Source organism: Acinetobacter sp. YH12116 (assembly GCF_013418895.1).
Taxonomy (GTDB): domain Bacteria; phylum Pseudomonadota; class Gammaproteobacteria; order Pseudomonadales; family Moraxellaceae; genus Acinetobacter; species Acinetobacter indicus.
Genome location: NZ_VPBE01000017.1, coordinates 50,516 through 65,085 on the forward strand (window position 1 = coordinate 50,516; position 14,570 = coordinate 65,085).

Consider the following 14,570-nt stretch of genomic DNA (forward strand, 5'->3'; position numbering starts at 1 on the left):
CTCACTCCTTGTTCTTCGCACGAATGACCGCCAGATATTCCTGAACTGCGCGGTTATGATCTTGCAGATTGGTACTGAATTTATGTCCGCCATCACCGGTGGCGACAAAATAAAGATTGTCGGAATCATCCGGATGCATTGCTGCTTCAATCGCGCGCTTGCTTGGCAGTGCAATTGGTGTTGGCGGCAAACCATAGATGGTATAGGTATTGTAAGGCGTTGGGGTGCGTAAATCCTTACGGGTAATATTGCCCTGATATTTGTCGCCCATTCCATAAATGACGGTTGGGTCAGTTTGTAAACGCATGCCTATCTTTAAACGGCGCACAAATACGCCAGAGACCTGACGCAGTTCGCTATCGACATGGGTTTCTTTTTCAATAATCGACGCCATCACCAGCGCTTCATATTTATTCTTGTACGGTAAATCTGGTGCACGGTTGGCCCAGGCTTCATCCAGTGCTTTCATCTGACGCTGATATAAATCGGTCAGAATTTTACGATCCGATTCGCCCTTGGCAAAGAAATAGGTATCTGGCGCAAACAGGCCTTCCGGATGCTCAAACGGAATATTCAGTGCTTTTAATAATTGATCGGTCGGAAGATGGCTGACTTCTTTAGTCACCAGTTCATCCTTTTGCAGACGCTGTACCAGCTGTTTAAAAGTAGTGCCTTCAATGACCAGAATCCGGTTCATCTGCGCATTTTCCGCATTGGAGATCATTTCCATGACTTCACGGATGCTCATGCCCTGCTGGATTTCATAAACCCCGGCTTTCATCGAATCATGAATCATGATTTTCTGATACAGCTTCAGAATAATCGGAAAACTGACCTGATCATTTTTTCCCAGACGATCAATAAAACCGGAATAGGTATCGCCATCGCCAATGGCCAGTAATTCTTTCTGGCCTTTTACCGGATAGTCTTTAAACAGGCTGGACCAGAGGATGACTACGACAATGAGGAGTACGCCCAATAACAGGGTTAAAATACCTTTAATCGGTAATGGGGAACGAGGCTTGTTTTTCTTTTTCGTTTTAGAGCGGGATGAAGACATATTAATGCATCTGATTCAATTGAAGACGATTAAACAGTTCAATACAGGCTTGAACATCTAAAAGGCGTGCATCGAGCTGGATCACGATTTTCATCGGACTGAGCGCATTACAGAAAAACAGACTCTGGAACTGCGCAATTTCTTCCATATCGACATAACGCTGGCGACAGGAAATGCCGTGCTGCTGCATACGGGCCAGAATTTCAGCCCGCATCACGCCGTGGACGCCATTATAACGAAGTTCCGGCGTAATCCATTCATTGTTTATAAGAATGAAACAATTACTGCTCACCCCTTCAACAACCGAGCCTTGCACATCAGTCACCAAGGCTTCCGGCCAACCCTGCGCATCGGCTTCTTTTTTCAGTATCACTTGTTCTAAACGGTTCAGGCTTTTAATACCGACCAGATGTGGCATACTCAGCCCCATCGCTTGTTTCAACACACCACTGGCGATTTTTTCATAGTGAAAATCATCCACTGCTTTGGGATAAAAGAAGACCCAGACATCAGCCTCTTGTGCGGGCAGGCTATAACCGCGCTGTCCATCTCCCCGACTAATGATAATTTTTAAGGTGCCGTTAACCTGCGGATAGCGCTGCTGCAGCTGTTGAATCGACTGCTGGATAAACGCCAGATTGGCATTTAAATACAAACGCTCACAGCCGCGTTGTAGCCGCAGCAAATGTAAGGCCTCCAGTTCAATCTGGCCATTGCGGATGCGCGCGGTACTAAAGCAGCCATCGCCATAATGAAAGGCACGGTCCAGCACTGAAACGGCCGATATTTCCTCAGCATTCTTAAAACATTGCATACAACAAGTATCCATTTGAGCTGGCTTTAGTGTAAGAATGGAAGATCTATTTATATTTCTTTTTTATTCATATAAAATTCATTTTTTATTATTTTTTTAGGAATAAGACTAGCGCTATTCTTGCCTCATGTTACAAAACAGCGAAAAATTTGAGGTTAGTCATGAGTTTTACAAAATTAAAAATTGGGGTACTGGCCGCATTAATTTCGGCATCCTCCTTTGGTGTTGCTGCAAAAGATTTTCTGAACGTGTCGTATGACCCGACCCGTGAATTATATGATGATGTGAATAAACAGTTTGGCAAATACTGGGAAAGCCGGACCGGACAAAAAATTAATTTTAAACAGTCGCATGGCGGTTCAGGCAAGCAGGCCCGTGCCGTAATTGATGGCCTGAGTGCCGATGTGGTGACGCTGGCTCTGGCCGCCGATATTGATGTAATTGCGGAAAAAGCCAAACTGTTTCCGGCAGACTGGCAAAAGAAATTACCACATAACTCGACACCTTATACCTCGACCATTGTATTTTTAGTGCGTAAAGGCAACCCGAAAGGCATTCAGGACTGGGGCGATCTGGTCAAGCCGGGTGTGGGCATTATTACCCCGAACCCGAAAACCTCAGGCGGTGCACGCTGGAACTATCTGGCCGCCTGGGCTTGGGCTAAACATCAGCCGGGTGGCAATGATCAAACCGCACAGGAATTTGTACGTAAAATTTATAAAAACACCAAAGTCCTTGATTCGGGCGCCCGCGGTTCAACCACCACCTTTGCCGAGCGTGGCATTGGCGATGTGCTGCTGGCCTGGGAAAATGAAGCGCATCTCGCCATTCGTGAGCAACCAGGTAAATTTGAAATTATTACCCCAAGCCTATCGGTATTGGCAGAACCGCCGGTGGCCATTGTTGAGAAAAATGCCGAAAAACACGGCAACAAATATTTGGCCCAAGGCTATTTAAACTTTCTGTATTCCCCACTCGGACAAGATTTAGCCGGCAAACATTATTATCGTCCTCGTAGCGAAGCAGCATTAAAGAAATACAGCCAGGTGTTTAAACCATTAAAGCTGGTCACGGTGGATCAGGAATTTGGGGGTTGGGCCAAAGTCCAGTCTGCACATTTTGAAAATGGCGGCATTTTCGACCAGATCGTAAAAGCCAATAGCGCGAAATAATTCAGCTATAGCATCAGCAACTGTAGGGTAAGCAAAGGAGCATCGACATGATTCATACCGTAATTGTTCCGGGCGTGGGTGGCAGTGAATATGGCCACTGGCAATCCTGGTTACAACGACAACTCATGTCCTGCTCCCGCGTCGAGCAGCAGGACTGGAATGCCCCGGTACTCAAAACTTGGGTAGAACAGTTCCGAAGCACCGTGGCGGCTATTGATGCACCGCTGCAAATTGTGGCGCATAGCTTTGGCTGCCTGACTACCGTAGCCGCTCTGGCGCAATACCCGGCGCTGCAACGCAAGGTCAAGAATCTGGTACTGGTGGCGCCGGCCAACCCGGGCCGTTTTGGTGAAGCCGGTTTTGCCCGTGACAGCCAGCATGACTATCAGGATTATTTTCATCAGCTGCAAGTGCAGGTTCCGGCCAGCATGCTAATCAGTGAAAATGATCCCTGGTTAAATGCCGAACATGCACTGGAACTGGCGCAGTCCTGGCAATTAGAGCCAGTGAGCTTGGGCCATGTCGGGCATATTAATGTCGCCTCTGGTTTTGGTCCTTTTCCTGAACTCTGGAACTACCTGATTTCAGAAAAGGCTATGCAGCATATCAGTATTACTGATGACAGCAAGTATTTATTTAAATTTGCAATTTAACCCTCGCAAATTATGCTTGTGCCGAAATTTATTTATTTTTCGCTGGCTGATTTCAGCCCGCATTCTCTCTTTGAGGAGTAATCATGTCGCAGCGGTCCCGAGTGCTGCCAGGATTTGGTCTTTCTCTAGGCTTTACCCTAGCGTATTTATCATTAATCGTTCTGATTCCTTTGTCTGCCGTATTTTTAAAATCGCTAGACATTGGCTGGGAAGGTTTATGGGAAATTTTAAGTTCTGAACGTATCTTAAAATCTTTGCAGTTAAGTTTTAGTGCTGCGCTGATCGCAGCACTGGTGAACGTCGTTTTTGGTTTATTGCTGGCCTGGTGTCTGGTGCGTTACCGCTTCCCGGGCAAACGCCTGATTGATGCGCTGGTCGATTTACCTTTTGCCTTACCAACCGCCGTGGCCGGTATTGCCCTGACCTCTTTATATGCACCGACCGGCTGGATTGGTCAGTATCTGGAACCTTTAGGCATTCAGGTGGCCTATACCCCAATCGGGATTACCTTGGCCCTGATCTTCATTGGTATTCCATTTGTGGTGCGTACCGTACAACCGGTACTCAGCGATTTGGAAACCGAGCTGGAAGAAGCGGCATCTGCTCTGGGCGCAAATCGTCTGCAGATTGTTACCAAAGTGATTTTCCCGATTTTACTGCCGGCATTAATTACTGGTTTTGCCCTGGCCTTTGCCCGTGGCGTGGGTGAATATGGTTCGGTAATCTTCATTGCCGGGAACCAGCCTTTTGAAACTGAAATTGCCCCGCTGATGATTATCTCCCGTTTAGAAGAATATGATTATGCCGGTGCAACCACTATTGCGGTGGTGATGCTGCTGATTTCATTCGTGATGCTGTTCCTGATTAACTTGTTACAAGCATGGGCCAGCCGTCGTACAGGGAGAACAGCCCGATGAGTTTAAATACCAACAGCAATGCTTTGGCCGACAAGCTGCAATCGCGTGATGCCACCCGTGAACCGACCTGGGTTCGCTACACCTTACTGGCCATTGCCCTGATTTTCTTCCTGAGCTGCCTGATTCTGCCATTAATTCTGGTGTTCGTTGAAGCCTTTAAACAAGGTGTGGGCGTGTATACCCAGGCGCTTGTACATCCAGATACCTTATCTGCAGTCAAACTGACCTTACTCACCGCGGCTATTGCCGTTCCACTCAATGTGGTGTTTGGGGTAGCCGCAGCCTGGTCAGTGGCCAAGTTTAACTTCCCGGGTAAATCGATTCTGACCACCATCATTGATTTGCCGTTCTCGGTCTCTCCGGTGATTGCCGGGATGATGCTGGTACTGATTTTTGGTACTCAGGGCTGGATGGGCAACTGGTTAATGGACAACGACATCAAGATTTTGTATGCCGTGCCAGCGATTGTCATTGCCACCATCTTTATTACCGTACCGTTTGTGGCACGTGAACTGATTCCACTCATGGAAGCGCAAGGCACCGAAGAAGAAGAAGCGGCCATTGTACTGGGTGCATCTGGCTGGCAGACCTTCTGGAAAGTCACCTTGCCGAATATTAAATGGGGCCTGATTTACGGTGTCATTCTGTGTAATGCCCGGGCGATGGGTGAATTTGGTGCGGTCTCAGTCGTGTCTGGACACATTCGCGGTGAAACCAATACTTTGCCCTTACACGTTGAGATTCTCTATAACGAATATACCTTCAGTGCTGCGTTTGCGGTGTCATCCCTGCTGGCCCTGCTGGCGATTGTGACCTTGATCCTGAAAACCTGGGTCGAAATCCGTCAGGAAAAGCAGGACAAACGTAATGAAGATTCAACAGTTTCTTAAGGAATGACCTCATGAGTATTCAAGTTAAAAATATTGAAAAACACTTTGGTGCATTCCATGCACTGAACAATATCTCCCTCGATTTTCCAGATGGCCAGCTGGTGGCTCTCCTAGGTCCATCGGGCTGTGGTAAAACCACCCTGCTGCGGATTATTGCCGGTTTGGAATCTGCCGATGGCGGTCAGGTGATTCTGGAAGGTCAGGATGCCACCGATGTTCACGTGCGTGAACGTCAGGTCGGTTTCGTCTTCCAGCATTATGCGCTGTTCCGTCACATGACTGTTTTTGACAACATTGCCTTTGGTTTACGTGTGCGTCCGCGTGCCACCCGTCCATCGGAAGCTGAAATAAAAAAACGCGTGACCCGTTTGCTTGATCTGGTGCAACTCGGCTTTCTGGCCGACCGTTATCCGGCACAATTGTCTGGCGGTCAGCGTCAGCGTATTGCCCTGGCGCGTGCCTTAGCCGTTGAACCACGTGTTTTGCTGTTGGATGAACCGTTTGGTGCGCTGGATGCCAAAGTGCGTAAAGAACTGCGCCGCTGGTTACGTACCTTGCATGATGAATTGCACATCACCTCTATTTTTGTTACCCATGATCAGGAAGAAGCCTTAGAAGTGGCGGACCAGATCGTGGTGATGAACAAAGGCAACATCGAGCAGATTGGTTCACCACGCGAAGTCTACGAAAAACCGGCGACGCCGTTTGTGTTTGACTTCCTGGGTCAGGCCAACCGTTTTGAAGGTCAGAACAGCAATGGCCTGATTCAGCTGGGTGAAGACCGTATTCAGCTGGCCAGCGCACAACAGGGGCCTCAGGGCGAGATCATTGCCTTTGCCCGCCCGGATGAGCTGACCATTCATGCCCAGCCACAGGACAATGCCATTCAGGCCACCTTCTTACGTGAAGTCTGGATTGCCGGTAAAGTGCTGGCAGAACTGAACGACCGTCAAGGGAACTTAATTGAAATTTCCCTCACCCCAGAAGAAGCACGCTTGCATCAGTTCCGTCCAAACCAGACCGTCTGGCTGACAGCAAGTCAATTACATTTATTTGAAAATCAAGTCGCTTAACCGCGCACCGATGGGGCATTTCAAGCCCCATCCTTTTTTGAGGGAAAAAAGGACATGAACTTCCAACAGCTCAGAATTATTCGAGAAACTGTGCGCCAGAACTTCAATTTAACCGAAGCCTCTGCGGCGCTGTACACCTCCCAGTCCGGGGTGAGCAAGCATATTAAAGACCTGGAAGATGAACTGGGTGTGCAACTGTTTATCCGTAAAGGCAAACGCCTGCTCGGTTTGACTGAACCTGGTCAGGCCCTACTCGGTATTGTTGAGCGCATGTTGGTGGATGCCGATAATATTAAACGTCTGGCCGATGATTTTAATAAAGTGGATGAAGGCACCCTAACCATTGCCACCACCCACACTCAGGCACGTTATGTACTCCCGCCGATTGTGAACCAGTTTAAAAAAGAATTTCCCAAGGTGCATCTGATTCTGCAACAGGCCAGTCCGGTTGAAATTACCGAGATGCTGCTACAAGGCGAAGCCGATATTGGTATTGCAACAGAATCCTTAACCACAGAAAGCAATCTGGCCAGTGTGCCTTACTATACTTGGCAGCACAGTATTATTACCCCGCAAAACCATCCGCTGGCCCATAAAGCCGAGATCAGCATTCAGGATTTGGCGGAATATCCGATTATTACCTATCATGGTGGTTTTACTGGCCGTTCTAAAATTGACAAAGCTTTTGAAGATGCCGGTATTGATGTTGATATCGTGATGTCTGCCCTAGATGCCGATGTCATTAAAACCTATGTCGAATTAGGCATGGGCGTCGGTGTAGTCAACAATGTAGCCTATGACCAGGAACGTGATTATCGTTTAAAGCAGATAGAAACCGATATTTTTGGCCTGAATACCACCTGGCTGGCGGTGCGTAAAGGACATTTACTACGTGGTTATGGCTATGAGTTTATTTCCCTGTGCTCACCTGAAGCCGACATTAAAGCCCTGAAAAAAGTCGCGTATCCGGAAGACTAACCCCAACAAAAAATGGAAATGGAGAGGATGGCATCAGCATCCTCTTTTTTTATATCTCTCAAGTTGATCCACTAATCAGACTAGTCCAATCCACACTTCTTAAATTTTATGCTAACGCTCATTTTGCACTACATTACAGCACCCCTAAAAAATGGGATAAAGATCACTTAAAATTGTTTATTTTTTCATCAAATTCAGTTTTAATAGCTAGATAATTTTTTAATATCAATACTTTATAAATTTATAATTTAACCAAAAATTAAAGGACGGCCAATGAAGGTCTATTTTTTCTGGGTGTCGATGAGCCTGCTTTTACCGGTTCAAGCTGTTTCTGCAGCAGCGCTGGAGCAGTCCGGACAATCCATGCATATTTTTTTCCAGCCCGATCATTATGCCGAAATCTCCCTGGTGCATTTAGAGGCCGATGTTGCAGGACAAGTCGAAAATCAGGCTGCACTGGCCGAGTTAGGAATTTATGACTATTCCACCGGCAACCTGGCACCCGATCAGCATTTTGTGCTCGGTGGTTTTAAACTGCAGCTGAATCCAGAGTTTTCCTTTGCCCTGCTTTATGATCAGCCCTTTGGTGTTAAGGTCAACTATAACTACAACCCGGATTTTTATGGTCAACCATTAGACGTCGAAGCTGCCGACATTCGCTTTAAAACAGAAAATATTAGCGCGCTTGTCGGGTATCATCCGGATACGCACTGGACTTTTTATGCAGGACTCAGTCATCAGTCTTTTCAGGGGAATCTAGAGCTTTGGGGACAAAATTATTATATTTTTCATGGCTATCAGGCCCATTTTCCTAAAGATGATGCCTGGGGTTGGCTGGCCGGGGTACGCTACCAGATTCCTGAATATGCCATGAGTGCGGCGTTCACTTATCGTTCGGCCATTCATCATCAGCTAGCGGTACAGGAACAGTCTCCACAAGGCCAATTGCAGATTGTGGCGGACCAGAATACCGCGGTTCGCACACCCGAATCACTGAATCTGGATTTACACACCGGCATCAGTGCCAATAACCTGCTCTATGCAGGTATACGCTGGGTTAACTGGAAAGATTTTTATATACAACCGACTCAATTTGGCGCCGTGATTGATGCTTACGCAACATTCGTTCCTGAAATTAAAGACTTTAAATTAATTCATTATCAGAAAGATCAATGGTCGGCCAAACTGGGCGGGTTACATCGCTGGAATGCACGCTGGATCAGTCAGTTAGAACTGGGCTGGGACTCCGGGATTGGTAATCCGGCCTCGACCCTAAATCCGGCAGATGGGCACTATAGCCTCGGCGCAGGCCAGCTCTTTTATTTTCAACCTGACAGTTTTATTGCTGCAGGGGTCTATTATTTAAAGTTTAAACAACCACATATTCAACCCAGTGATTTTGCCGGTACTCAAATTTCCAGTCTAGCCTCGCTCAATCGGGACAATCATGCCTGGGTATATGGACTAAGATTTGGCCATCATTTCTAAAGGCATAAAAAAAACGAGCCGAAGCTCGTTTTTTGGTTTAGCTCAAGCTAATAGATATTACCAATGATAACTTACACCTAGTTTCGCAACTGGCATCCATTCGTATTTGTCATCATTACGGATTTTTTGTGCTTCGGCACGTACAGATTCTGCAATTGGTTCTCCACCAACAAGGTTACCATACTCCTCTAACTCAACTGTCGGATTTCCAGTGTAGTAAGCACCAACTTCACCAAATACGCCCCAATTATTGTTAATCTTTGGAGCAAAACCTAAACCTAGATATGGCGCAATGTCATTTTCATAAGCGAGTTTGCCCTTTACACCACCCTCACCAATATAAGCAACATCATTTACATGAATAGTTCCTTGAGCATTTTTATTTCGCTTATCTAAGCCGTATTCATTGTCAATATAACCAACACCAGCAGCTACATAAACACCTTGTGCCCACTTACTTGGACTTGCACCCCAAGGACGGATCTCAGCATTTAAATAGGTCAAGTTATTGTCCATATCCATATCGTACTTAGTACCATTAATAGATAAGTCATCCGACCAAGAAATGTCACCACCGTTGTAACCCAGCGCTAAACCCACATATGGGTTAGCTGTCCACAATAAAGCGCCGCCATAACCTGTTGTACCGACTTCAGCACGGACACCTGTTGGAATGAGTTGGTTACGATCAAAGGCATAACTATCATGTATTACTGCTGTATCTGCCATTGCTGAACCTGCTGCTGTAGCAAGCACTGAAATGGCTAAAATTTTATGTAAAGATTTCATCGTAATATGCTCCTCAAAATAAAAACTTATTTTTCATGTTTCGTACTATTGTTGATAAGCTTAAATATAAAGAAGTTCCCGCACAGTTTTTATGCACATTTTGCTCATTTTTTGTTATTTTTTGATACAAATCTATGTTTCTTTTTGAAAGATAACTCTTTTTTGAGGTGAAAGTTTAAGCAGATGTTTCTTCTATTGAGCGAAAACATTTTTCTTTATTATTAATTTCGATCTTAGCGCCAATTTTCATCTAACCCGTGTTCAATTTAGTGTAAAATCTTGAAAATTTTTTTGGAAGGAAGATCATGTCTCAGCTTTCAACGATTATTGAACAAGCGTTTGAAGATCGTGCTAATTTCACCGCGGCAGACTGCCCGGCTGAAATCCGTCAGGCAGTAGAGGAAGCTATTGCTGGCTTAGATAACGGTACACTGCGTGTAGCGGAAAAAATTGACGGTGAATGGGTTGTACACCAATGGTTGAAAAAAGCCGTTTTGTTATCTTTTAAACTAAACGACAATAAACCAATTGAGTCATGTGATCTTCGTTTCTATGACAAAGTCGATACCAAATTCAAAGGCTGGACTGAAGAACAGTTTAAAGCGGCTGGCGTACGTGTAGTACCCCCTGCAGTTGCACGTAAAGGTTCGTTCCAGGCGAAAAATGTGGTGCTGATGCCATCTTATGTCAACATTGGTGCATATGTAGATGAAGGCACTATGGTAGACACTTGGGCCACTGTCGGTTCATGTGCACAAATTGGTAAAAATGTACACTTGTCTGGTGGTGTCGGTATTGGTGGTGTACTTGAGCCACTACAAGCCAATCCAACCATTATTGAAGATAACTGCTTCATCGGCGCACGTTCTGAAATCGTGGAAGGCGTGATTGTTGAAGAAGGTTCTGTGATTTCAATGGGCGTTTACATTGGTCAATCTACCAAGATTTATGACCGTGAAACTGGCGAAATCCACTACGGCCGTGTTCCTGCCGGTTCTGTAGTTGTTTCTGGTAGCCTGCCATCTAAATGTGGCACATACAACTTATATGCTGCCATTATCGTGAAAAAAGTTGACGCGCAAACACGTGCGAAAACCAGCCTGAACGATTTATTACGCGAAGACTAATTTTTCTTTAGTTTAAGCGGAGCTATCGCTCCTCATCTCTACGGTTAGCAATGATCGTAGAGATTTTTGTTTTTCTACCCGGTGGTTAATTTGTTATGAGTACGCTTCGATCTTCCGCTATTCCTGTTTCTGATCCGTCTGCGGGTTTACGCATTACGGAGATCTTCTATTCATTACAAGGCGAAGCCAATACCTCAGGGCTGCCAACTGTATTTATCCGTTTAACCGGTTGTCCGCTGCGCTGTACTTATTGCGATACTACCTATTCTTTTGAAGGTGGCGAGCGTCAGTCGCTTGAAGCAATTATTCAGACCACGCTGGACTTTAACACACCGTATGTCTGCGTGACGGGCGGTGAACCGCTGGCACAGCCGAATGCCCTGCCTCTAATGCAGCGATTAGCAGATTTAGGCTGTGAAGTGTCTCTGGAAACCAGCGGTGCTTTAGATGTATCTAAGGTAGACCCGCGTGTTTCCAAAGTTTTAGATTTAAAAACCCCAACCTCTGGGGAAGTTGCACGAAATTTGCTTTCGAATCTGGACTATTTGACTGCGCACGATCAAATCAAGTTTGTGATTTGTAACCGTGAAGATTATGAATGGTCAAAGCAGCAAGTAGAGTTATATCAACTGCATAAAAAAGTCAGTACCGTCTGGTTTTCCCCTGCCTTTGAAGTTGAAAATGGTGCCGCACGCATGCCACAACTGGCCCGTGATTTGGCCCAATGGATTTTAGAAGACCATCTCCCTGTTCGTTTTCAGCTACAGTTACACAAACTGCTGTGGAATGACGAAACTGGTCGTTAATCAGGCTGCTGTATAATTGCTCTGTTTGCAAAATTAAGCTGCGAAACGCAAGGCTTTATACACAGCTCAAATTGCTTTTTATTATTTTGGAGATTCTGATGCGCCCTCGTGCCATTGTATTGTTATCTGGTGGTTTAGACTCAACAACCTGTTTAGCGTGGGCGCAAGCGCGTTATGAATGTATCGCCCTGAGTTTTCGTTATGGCCAGCGTTCAACCACTGAACTGGACGCTGCCAAAGCCTTAACCCAGCGTGCAGGTGTAGAACATCGTGTCATTAATATTGATTTAGGTAACTTAGGTGGCTCTGCCCTGACCGATCATAATATTGAGGTACCCGAGCAGGAACAGGATGGTATTCCGGTGACTTATGTGCCAGCACGTAACACCATCTTCCTGTCTTATGCACTGGCAGCAGCGGAAGTATTTGATGCAGAAGCCATTGTTATTGGTATTAACGCGGTGGATTATTCGGGTTATCCGGACTGTCGTCCTGAGTTTATTGAGGCTTTTGCCAATATGGCGCGTCTGGCCACCAAAGTGGGCGTAGAAGGAAAACCACTCAAATTTGAAACACCTTTGTTACATTTATCCAAAGCAAATATCATTCGCTTAGGTCTTGATCATGGCGTAGACTATAGTCAAACGGTGTCTTGCTACCAGGCAGATGACCAAGGACGTGCTTGTGGAAAATGCGATAGCTGTCGTTTACGTAAACAGGGTTTCCTAGACGCAGGTGTGGCTGATCCGACACGTTATATACCGTAATGACAAGGTAGAATCTATGAAGAATTTAAAATCAAACATTATCCTTTCTGCGATTGTGTCTACTGTAGCCGTATTTGCAACATCTGCTCAGGCCAACACAGACAAATTGCAACAGGCATATAAAAGCACCAATGTAAAATCGGCGCTGATTAATGTTTGTAAAGAAGAAACTGCAAAAGGTAAAAAGTTAAGCGCTGCTGAAGTCAGCAAATACTGTACCTGTGCAGTTGAAGCCGATGGCAAGCTGACCAATGCACAAAAATGGGAAATCCAAAGTACCATTAACCAGAAGAAAAGCCCAAGTACCCTTGCTTTTGTCCAAAAACAAAACAAAGACTTACAGGCATGTTTTGGTCCTCAGTTAACCGGTAAATTAAAAACCTTAACTGAAGAAGCCATGAAAGCCGCGCAAGCGCAGCAAAAGAAATAATCATATAGTTCCTCCAGAGGCCTGCATCCATTGCAGGCTTTTTTTTACCCAGTTTGCTGCGTTCATTTTTCTCTACCGGTAATTTGTGAGAAAACGCAGGAAATTCGGTATGATAGAGGCAATTTAAAAACTGACACAATCTAAAAGGACGATATCATGAGCGACTTGAACTTACCGAATCAGACTTTTCCGACCACCACGGCGGAAATCAATCTGGCTGAACTACAGGCGGAATGGTTAATTGTGTATTTTTATCCAAAGGATTCCACTCCAGGCTGTACCACGCAGGCAGTAGATTTTTCTGGCCTGAAAGATCAGTTTGAGGCATTGGGTGCGACCATTCTTGGCGTGTCGCGTGATTCGGTGAAAGCACATCAGAACTTTACTGCCAAACAGAACCTGACGATTGATCTGATCAGTGATAAGGAAGAAGTGCTGTGCCAGCATTTTGATGTGATTAAAGAAAAAAATATGTATGGCAAAAAAGTCATGGGAATTGAGCGCTCTACCTTTATTTTCCATAACGGCCAGCTGGTCAAGGAATACCGTAAAGTCAAGGCTGCAGGACATGCCGAGCAGGTACTGGAAGATTTAAAAACCTTACAAGCCAACAGTTAAACAATTGCTGGATCGGAAAAAAGCCTGAGGTAAGCTCGGGCTTGTGATCAGGATAATGTCAGTAAAGACCAGGCAATACTCCACATCATCAAGGCAATGATGCAATCTAAAATTTGCCAGGCGCTCGGGTTTTGAAACAGCGGCAATAACCACTTTGCGCCATAGCCCAAAGCAAAAAAGAACAGCCACGATGCCGTAATTGCACCCCACATAAAATCGAGTTGCCCGGCACCGAATTGGCTTGAAATAGAACCCAACAGCAACACGGTATCTAAATAGACATGCGGATTGAGCCAGGTCAATGCCAAGCACAGCAACAATAAGGCTTTTAATGTCGGTGGCGCAGTATCTGCAAGCTGCATCGACTTTTGTCCACACCAAGCCTGATAAACGTGCTGAAGTCCATATAAAAATAAAAATGCGACGCCCAAATATTTAATCACAGTAAGCACTTGAGGATGTTGCTGCACGACATCCCCCAAACCGAATACGCCGGCCATAATTAAAATGGAATCAGATACGGCACAGCACACACAAATCCAAAAGATATGCTGCCCTTTTAATCCCTGTTTCAAGATAAAGGCATTTTGTGCACCAATCGCTGCTATCAATCCCAAACCAACCGCCATTCCCTGTACATAGGCCAACATCTTTTTTACTCCACCTGAAATGCAGCCATTATCTATTTTTTTATTTTTAAATAAGTAAAATTAAGGAAAAATAGGGATAGCTTAATTTTTCTCAATGAATATGTTGAACAGTAAACAATGTGAAGCTTTTCTGGCAGTAGCAGAAACCGGAAGTTTTGAGCTGGCCGCTGAGCGTTTATATGTAACTGCCTCAGCAATTACGCTGCGGGTGGGCTTTGTTGCACAAAGATTTGAAATGCAAAGCGCCCCTAATTGAGCCAAATTTAAGGCGTAACTTGGGTAAGTGGGCGACCTAATTCCGTAAATCTGTTAAGGACTGCTACACGTGCATGGATCTC

16 protein-coding genes and 1 pseudogene are annotated in these 14,570 nt (G+C 45.5%); 13 read left to right on the forward strand and 4 right to left on the reverse strand.

Going from position 1 to position 14,570, the window contains the following annotated elements; translation table 11 throughout:
* Nucleotide 1: 1 nt before the first annotated feature.
* Together mltG and pabC are read right to left on the reverse strand one after the other, a co-directional pair.
* Nucleotides 2-1,060 carry an endolytic transglycosylase MltG gene (gene mltG, locus FTU54_RS10760; protein ID WP_180074745.1) on the reverse strand — a complete coding sequence of 353 codons (1,059 nt, stop codon included), beginning with the start codon at nucleotides 1,058-1,060 and terminating at the stop codon, nucleotides 2-4.
* A 1-nt stretch (nucleotide 1,061) separates the two neighbouring features.
* Nucleotides 1,062-1,874, reverse strand: coding sequence for an aminodeoxychorismate lyase (gene pabC / locus FTU54_RS10765; protein ID WP_168389672.1), 813 nt, complete (start codon nucleotides 1,872-1,874; stop codon nucleotides 1,062-1,064).
* 161 nt (nucleotides 1,875-2,035) lie between these two features.
* Between pabC and FTU54_RS10770 the strand changes: the two genes are divergently transcribed.
* The 7 genes from FTU54_RS10770 to FTU54_RS10800 all read left to right on the forward strand — a co-directional run bounded on the left by FTU54_RS10770 (nucleotide 2,036) and on the right by FTU54_RS10800 (nucleotide 9,045).
* Nucleotides 2,036-3,046, forward strand: coding sequence for a sulfate ABC transporter substrate-binding protein (locus tag FTU54_RS10770; RefSeq protein WP_104471280.1), 1,011 nt, complete (start codon nucleotides 2,036-2,038; stop codon nucleotides 3,044-3,046).
* Between the two features lie 47 nt (nucleotides 3,047-3,093).
* Nucleotides 3,094-3,699, forward strand: a complete 606-nt coding sequence (locus tag FTU54_RS10775; RefSeq protein WP_104472953.1) for an alpha/beta hydrolase — start codon at nucleotides 3,094-3,096, stop codon at nucleotides 3,697-3,699.
* A gap of 83 nt (nucleotides 3,700-3,782) precedes the next feature.
* Nucleotides 3,783-4,616, forward strand: a complete 834-nt coding sequence (gene cysT, locus FTU54_RS10780) for a sulfate ABC transporter permease subunit CysT (protein ID WP_005176654.1) — start codon at nucleotides 3,783-3,785, stop codon at nucleotides 4,614-4,616.
* The gene (cysW, locus tag FTU54_RS10785) at nucleotides 4,613-5,506 is read left to right on the forward strand and encodes a sulfate ABC transporter permease subunit CysW (RefSeq protein WP_075167788.1); all 894 of its coding nucleotides are present in this window, start codon (nucleotides 4,613-4,615) and stop codon (nucleotides 5,504-5,506) included. Before cysT ends, cysW begins: the two co-directional genes overlap by 4 nt.
* Before the next feature lie 11 nt (nucleotides 5,507-5,517).
* The gene (locus FTU54_RS10790) at nucleotides 5,518-6,579 is read left to right on the forward strand and encodes a sulfate/molybdate ABC transporter ATP-binding protein (RefSeq protein ID WP_005176652.1); all 1,062 of its coding nucleotides are present in this window, start codon (nucleotides 5,518-5,520) and stop codon (nucleotides 6,577-6,579) included.
* Between the two features lie 54 nt (nucleotides 6,580-6,633).
* A complete protein-coding gene (locus FTU54_RS10795; protein ID WP_075167787.1) occupies nucleotides 6,634-7,557 on the forward strand; it encodes a CysB family HTH-type transcriptional regulator in 924 nt (307 codons plus the stop codon).
* 273 nt (nucleotides 7,558-7,830) lie between these two features.
* The gene (locus tag FTU54_RS10800) at nucleotides 7,831-9,045 is read left to right on the forward strand and encodes an OmpP1/FadL family transporter (protein ID WP_180046699.1); all 1,215 of its coding nucleotides are present in this window, start codon (nucleotides 7,831-7,833) and stop codon (nucleotides 9,043-9,045) included.
* A 57-nt stretch (nucleotides 9,046-9,102) separates the two neighbouring features.
* On the opposite strand, the gene carO is transcribed toward FTU54_RS10800, so the two are convergent.
* Nucleotides 9,103-9,834, reverse strand: a complete 732-nt coding sequence (gene carO / locus FTU54_RS10805; RefSeq protein WP_180036439.1) for an ornithine uptake porin CarO — start codon at nucleotides 9,832-9,834, stop codon at nucleotides 9,103-9,105.
* A 305-nt stretch (nucleotides 9,835-10,139) separates the two neighbouring features.
* On the opposite strand from carO, the gene dapD reads away from it, so the two are divergent.
* From dapD to FTU54_RS10830, 5 genes are all read left to right on the forward strand, one after another.
* Nucleotides 10,140-10,961, forward strand: coding sequence for a 2,3,4,5-tetrahydropyridine-2,6-dicarboxylate N-succinyltransferase (gene dapD, locus FTU54_RS10810; protein WP_180046697.1), 822 nt, complete (start codon nucleotides 10,140-10,142; stop codon nucleotides 10,959-10,961).
* 95 nt (nucleotides 10,962-11,056) lie between these two features.
* Complete coding sequence (gene queE, locus FTU54_RS10815; RefSeq protein ID WP_075167785.1) at nucleotides 11,057-11,767, forward strand: 7-carboxy-7-deazaguanine synthase QueE; 711 nt, start codon at nucleotides 11,057-11,059, stop codon at nucleotides 11,765-11,767.
* A 98-nt stretch (nucleotides 11,768-11,865) separates the two neighbouring features.
* Nucleotides 11,866-12,534 carry a 7-cyano-7-deazaguanine synthase QueC gene (gene queC, locus FTU54_RS10820; RefSeq protein WP_005176642.1) on the forward strand — a complete coding sequence of 223 codons (669 nt, stop codon included), beginning with the start codon at nucleotides 11,866-11,868 and terminating at the stop codon, nucleotides 12,532-12,534.
* A 16-nt stretch (nucleotides 12,535-12,550) separates the two neighbouring features.
* Complete coding sequence (locus FTU54_RS10825; RefSeq protein WP_005176638.1) at nucleotides 12,551-12,964, forward strand: hypothetical protein; 414 nt, start codon at nucleotides 12,551-12,553, stop codon at nucleotides 12,962-12,964.
* A gap of 156 nt (nucleotides 12,965-13,120) precedes the next feature.
* Nucleotides 13,121-13,582: a peroxiredoxin gene (locus tag FTU54_RS10830; protein ID WP_005176635.1), complete on the forward strand. Its 462-nt coding sequence runs from the start codon at nucleotides 13,121-13,123 to the stop codon at nucleotides 13,580-13,582.
* Nucleotides 13,583-13,629: 47 nt separating this feature from the next.
* On the opposite strand, the gene FTU54_RS10835 is transcribed toward FTU54_RS10830, so the two are convergent.
* A complete protein-coding gene (locus FTU54_RS10835; RefSeq protein WP_168391089.1) occupies nucleotides 13,630-14,232 on the reverse strand; it encodes a LysE/ArgO family amino acid transporter in 603 nt (200 codons plus the stop codon).
* A gap of 100 nt (nucleotides 14,233-14,332) precedes the next feature.
* On the opposite strand from FTU54_RS10835, the pseudogene FTU54_RS10840 reads away from it, so the two are divergent.
* Nucleotides 14,333-14,443 (forward strand): annotated as a pseudogene (locus FTU54_RS10840) (LysR family transcriptional regulator); the annotation flags it as partial.
* Between the last annotated feature and the right edge of the window lie 127 nt (nucleotides 14,444-14,570).

What these genes read in the sequence shown, in the direction of transcription:
- FTU54_RS10790 (WP_005176652.1), top strand. Translation starts at nt 5,518, where the DNA reads ATGAGTATTCAAGTTAAAAATATTGAAAAACACTTTGGTGCATTCCAT.
- FTU54_RS10835 (WP_168391089.1), bottom strand. Translation starts at nt 14,232, where the DNA reads ATGTTGGCCTATGTACAGGGAATGGCGGTTGGTTTGGGATTGATAGCA.
- FTU54_RS10830 (WP_005176635.1), top strand. Translation starts at nt 13,121, where the DNA reads ATGAGCGACTTGAACTTACCGAATCAGACTTTTCCGACCACCACGGCG.
- mltG (WP_180074745.1), bottom strand. Translation starts at nt 1,060, where the DNA reads ATGTCTTCATCCCGCTCTAAAACGAAAAAGAAAAACAAGCCTCGTTCC.
- cysT (WP_005176654.1), top strand. Translation starts at nt 3,783, where the DNA reads ATGTCGCAGCGGTCCCGAGTGCTGCCAGGATTTGGTCTTTCTCTAGGC.
- FTU54_RS10770 (WP_104471280.1), top strand. Translation starts at nt 2,036, where the DNA reads ATGAGTTTTACAAAATTAAAAATTGGGGTACTGGCCGCATTAATTTCG.
- carO (WP_180036439.1), bottom strand. Translation starts at nt 9,834, where the DNA reads ATGAAATCTTTACATAAAATTTTAGCCATTTCAGTGCTTGCTACAGCA.
- pabC (WP_168389672.1), bottom strand. Translation starts at nt 1,874, where the DNA reads ATGCAATGTTTTAAGAATGCTGAGGAAATATCGGCCGTTTCAGTGCTG.
- FTU54_RS10775 (WP_104472953.1), top strand. Translation starts at nt 3,094, where the DNA reads ATGATTCATACCGTAATTGTTCCGGGCGTGGGTGGCAGTGAATATGGC.
- FTU54_RS10825 (WP_005176638.1), top strand. Translation starts at nt 12,551, where the DNA reads ATGAAGAATTTAAAATCAAACATTATCCTTTCTGCGATTGTGTCTACT.
- dapD (WP_180046697.1), top strand. Translation starts at nt 10,140, where the DNA reads ATGTCTCAGCTTTCAACGATTATTGAACAAGCGTTTGAAGATCGTGCT.
- FTU54_RS10795 (WP_075167787.1), top strand. Translation starts at nt 6,634, where the DNA reads ATGAACTTCCAACAGCTCAGAATTATTCGAGAAACTGTGCGCCAGAAC.
- cysW (WP_075167788.1), top strand. Translation starts at nt 4,613, where the DNA reads ATGAGTTTAAATACCAACAGCAATGCTTTGGCCGACAAGCTGCAATCG.
- queC (WP_005176642.1), top strand. Translation starts at nt 11,866, where the DNA reads ATGCGCCCTCGTGCCATTGTATTGTTATCTGGTGGTTTAGACTCAACA.
- FTU54_RS10800 (WP_180046699.1), top strand. Translation starts at nt 7,831, where the DNA reads ATGAAGGTCTATTTTTTCTGGGTGTCGATGAGCCTGCTTTTACCGGTT.
- queE (WP_075167785.1), top strand. Translation starts at nt 11,057, where the DNA reads ATGAGTACGCTTCGATCTTCCGCTATTCCTGTTTCTGATCCGTCTGCG.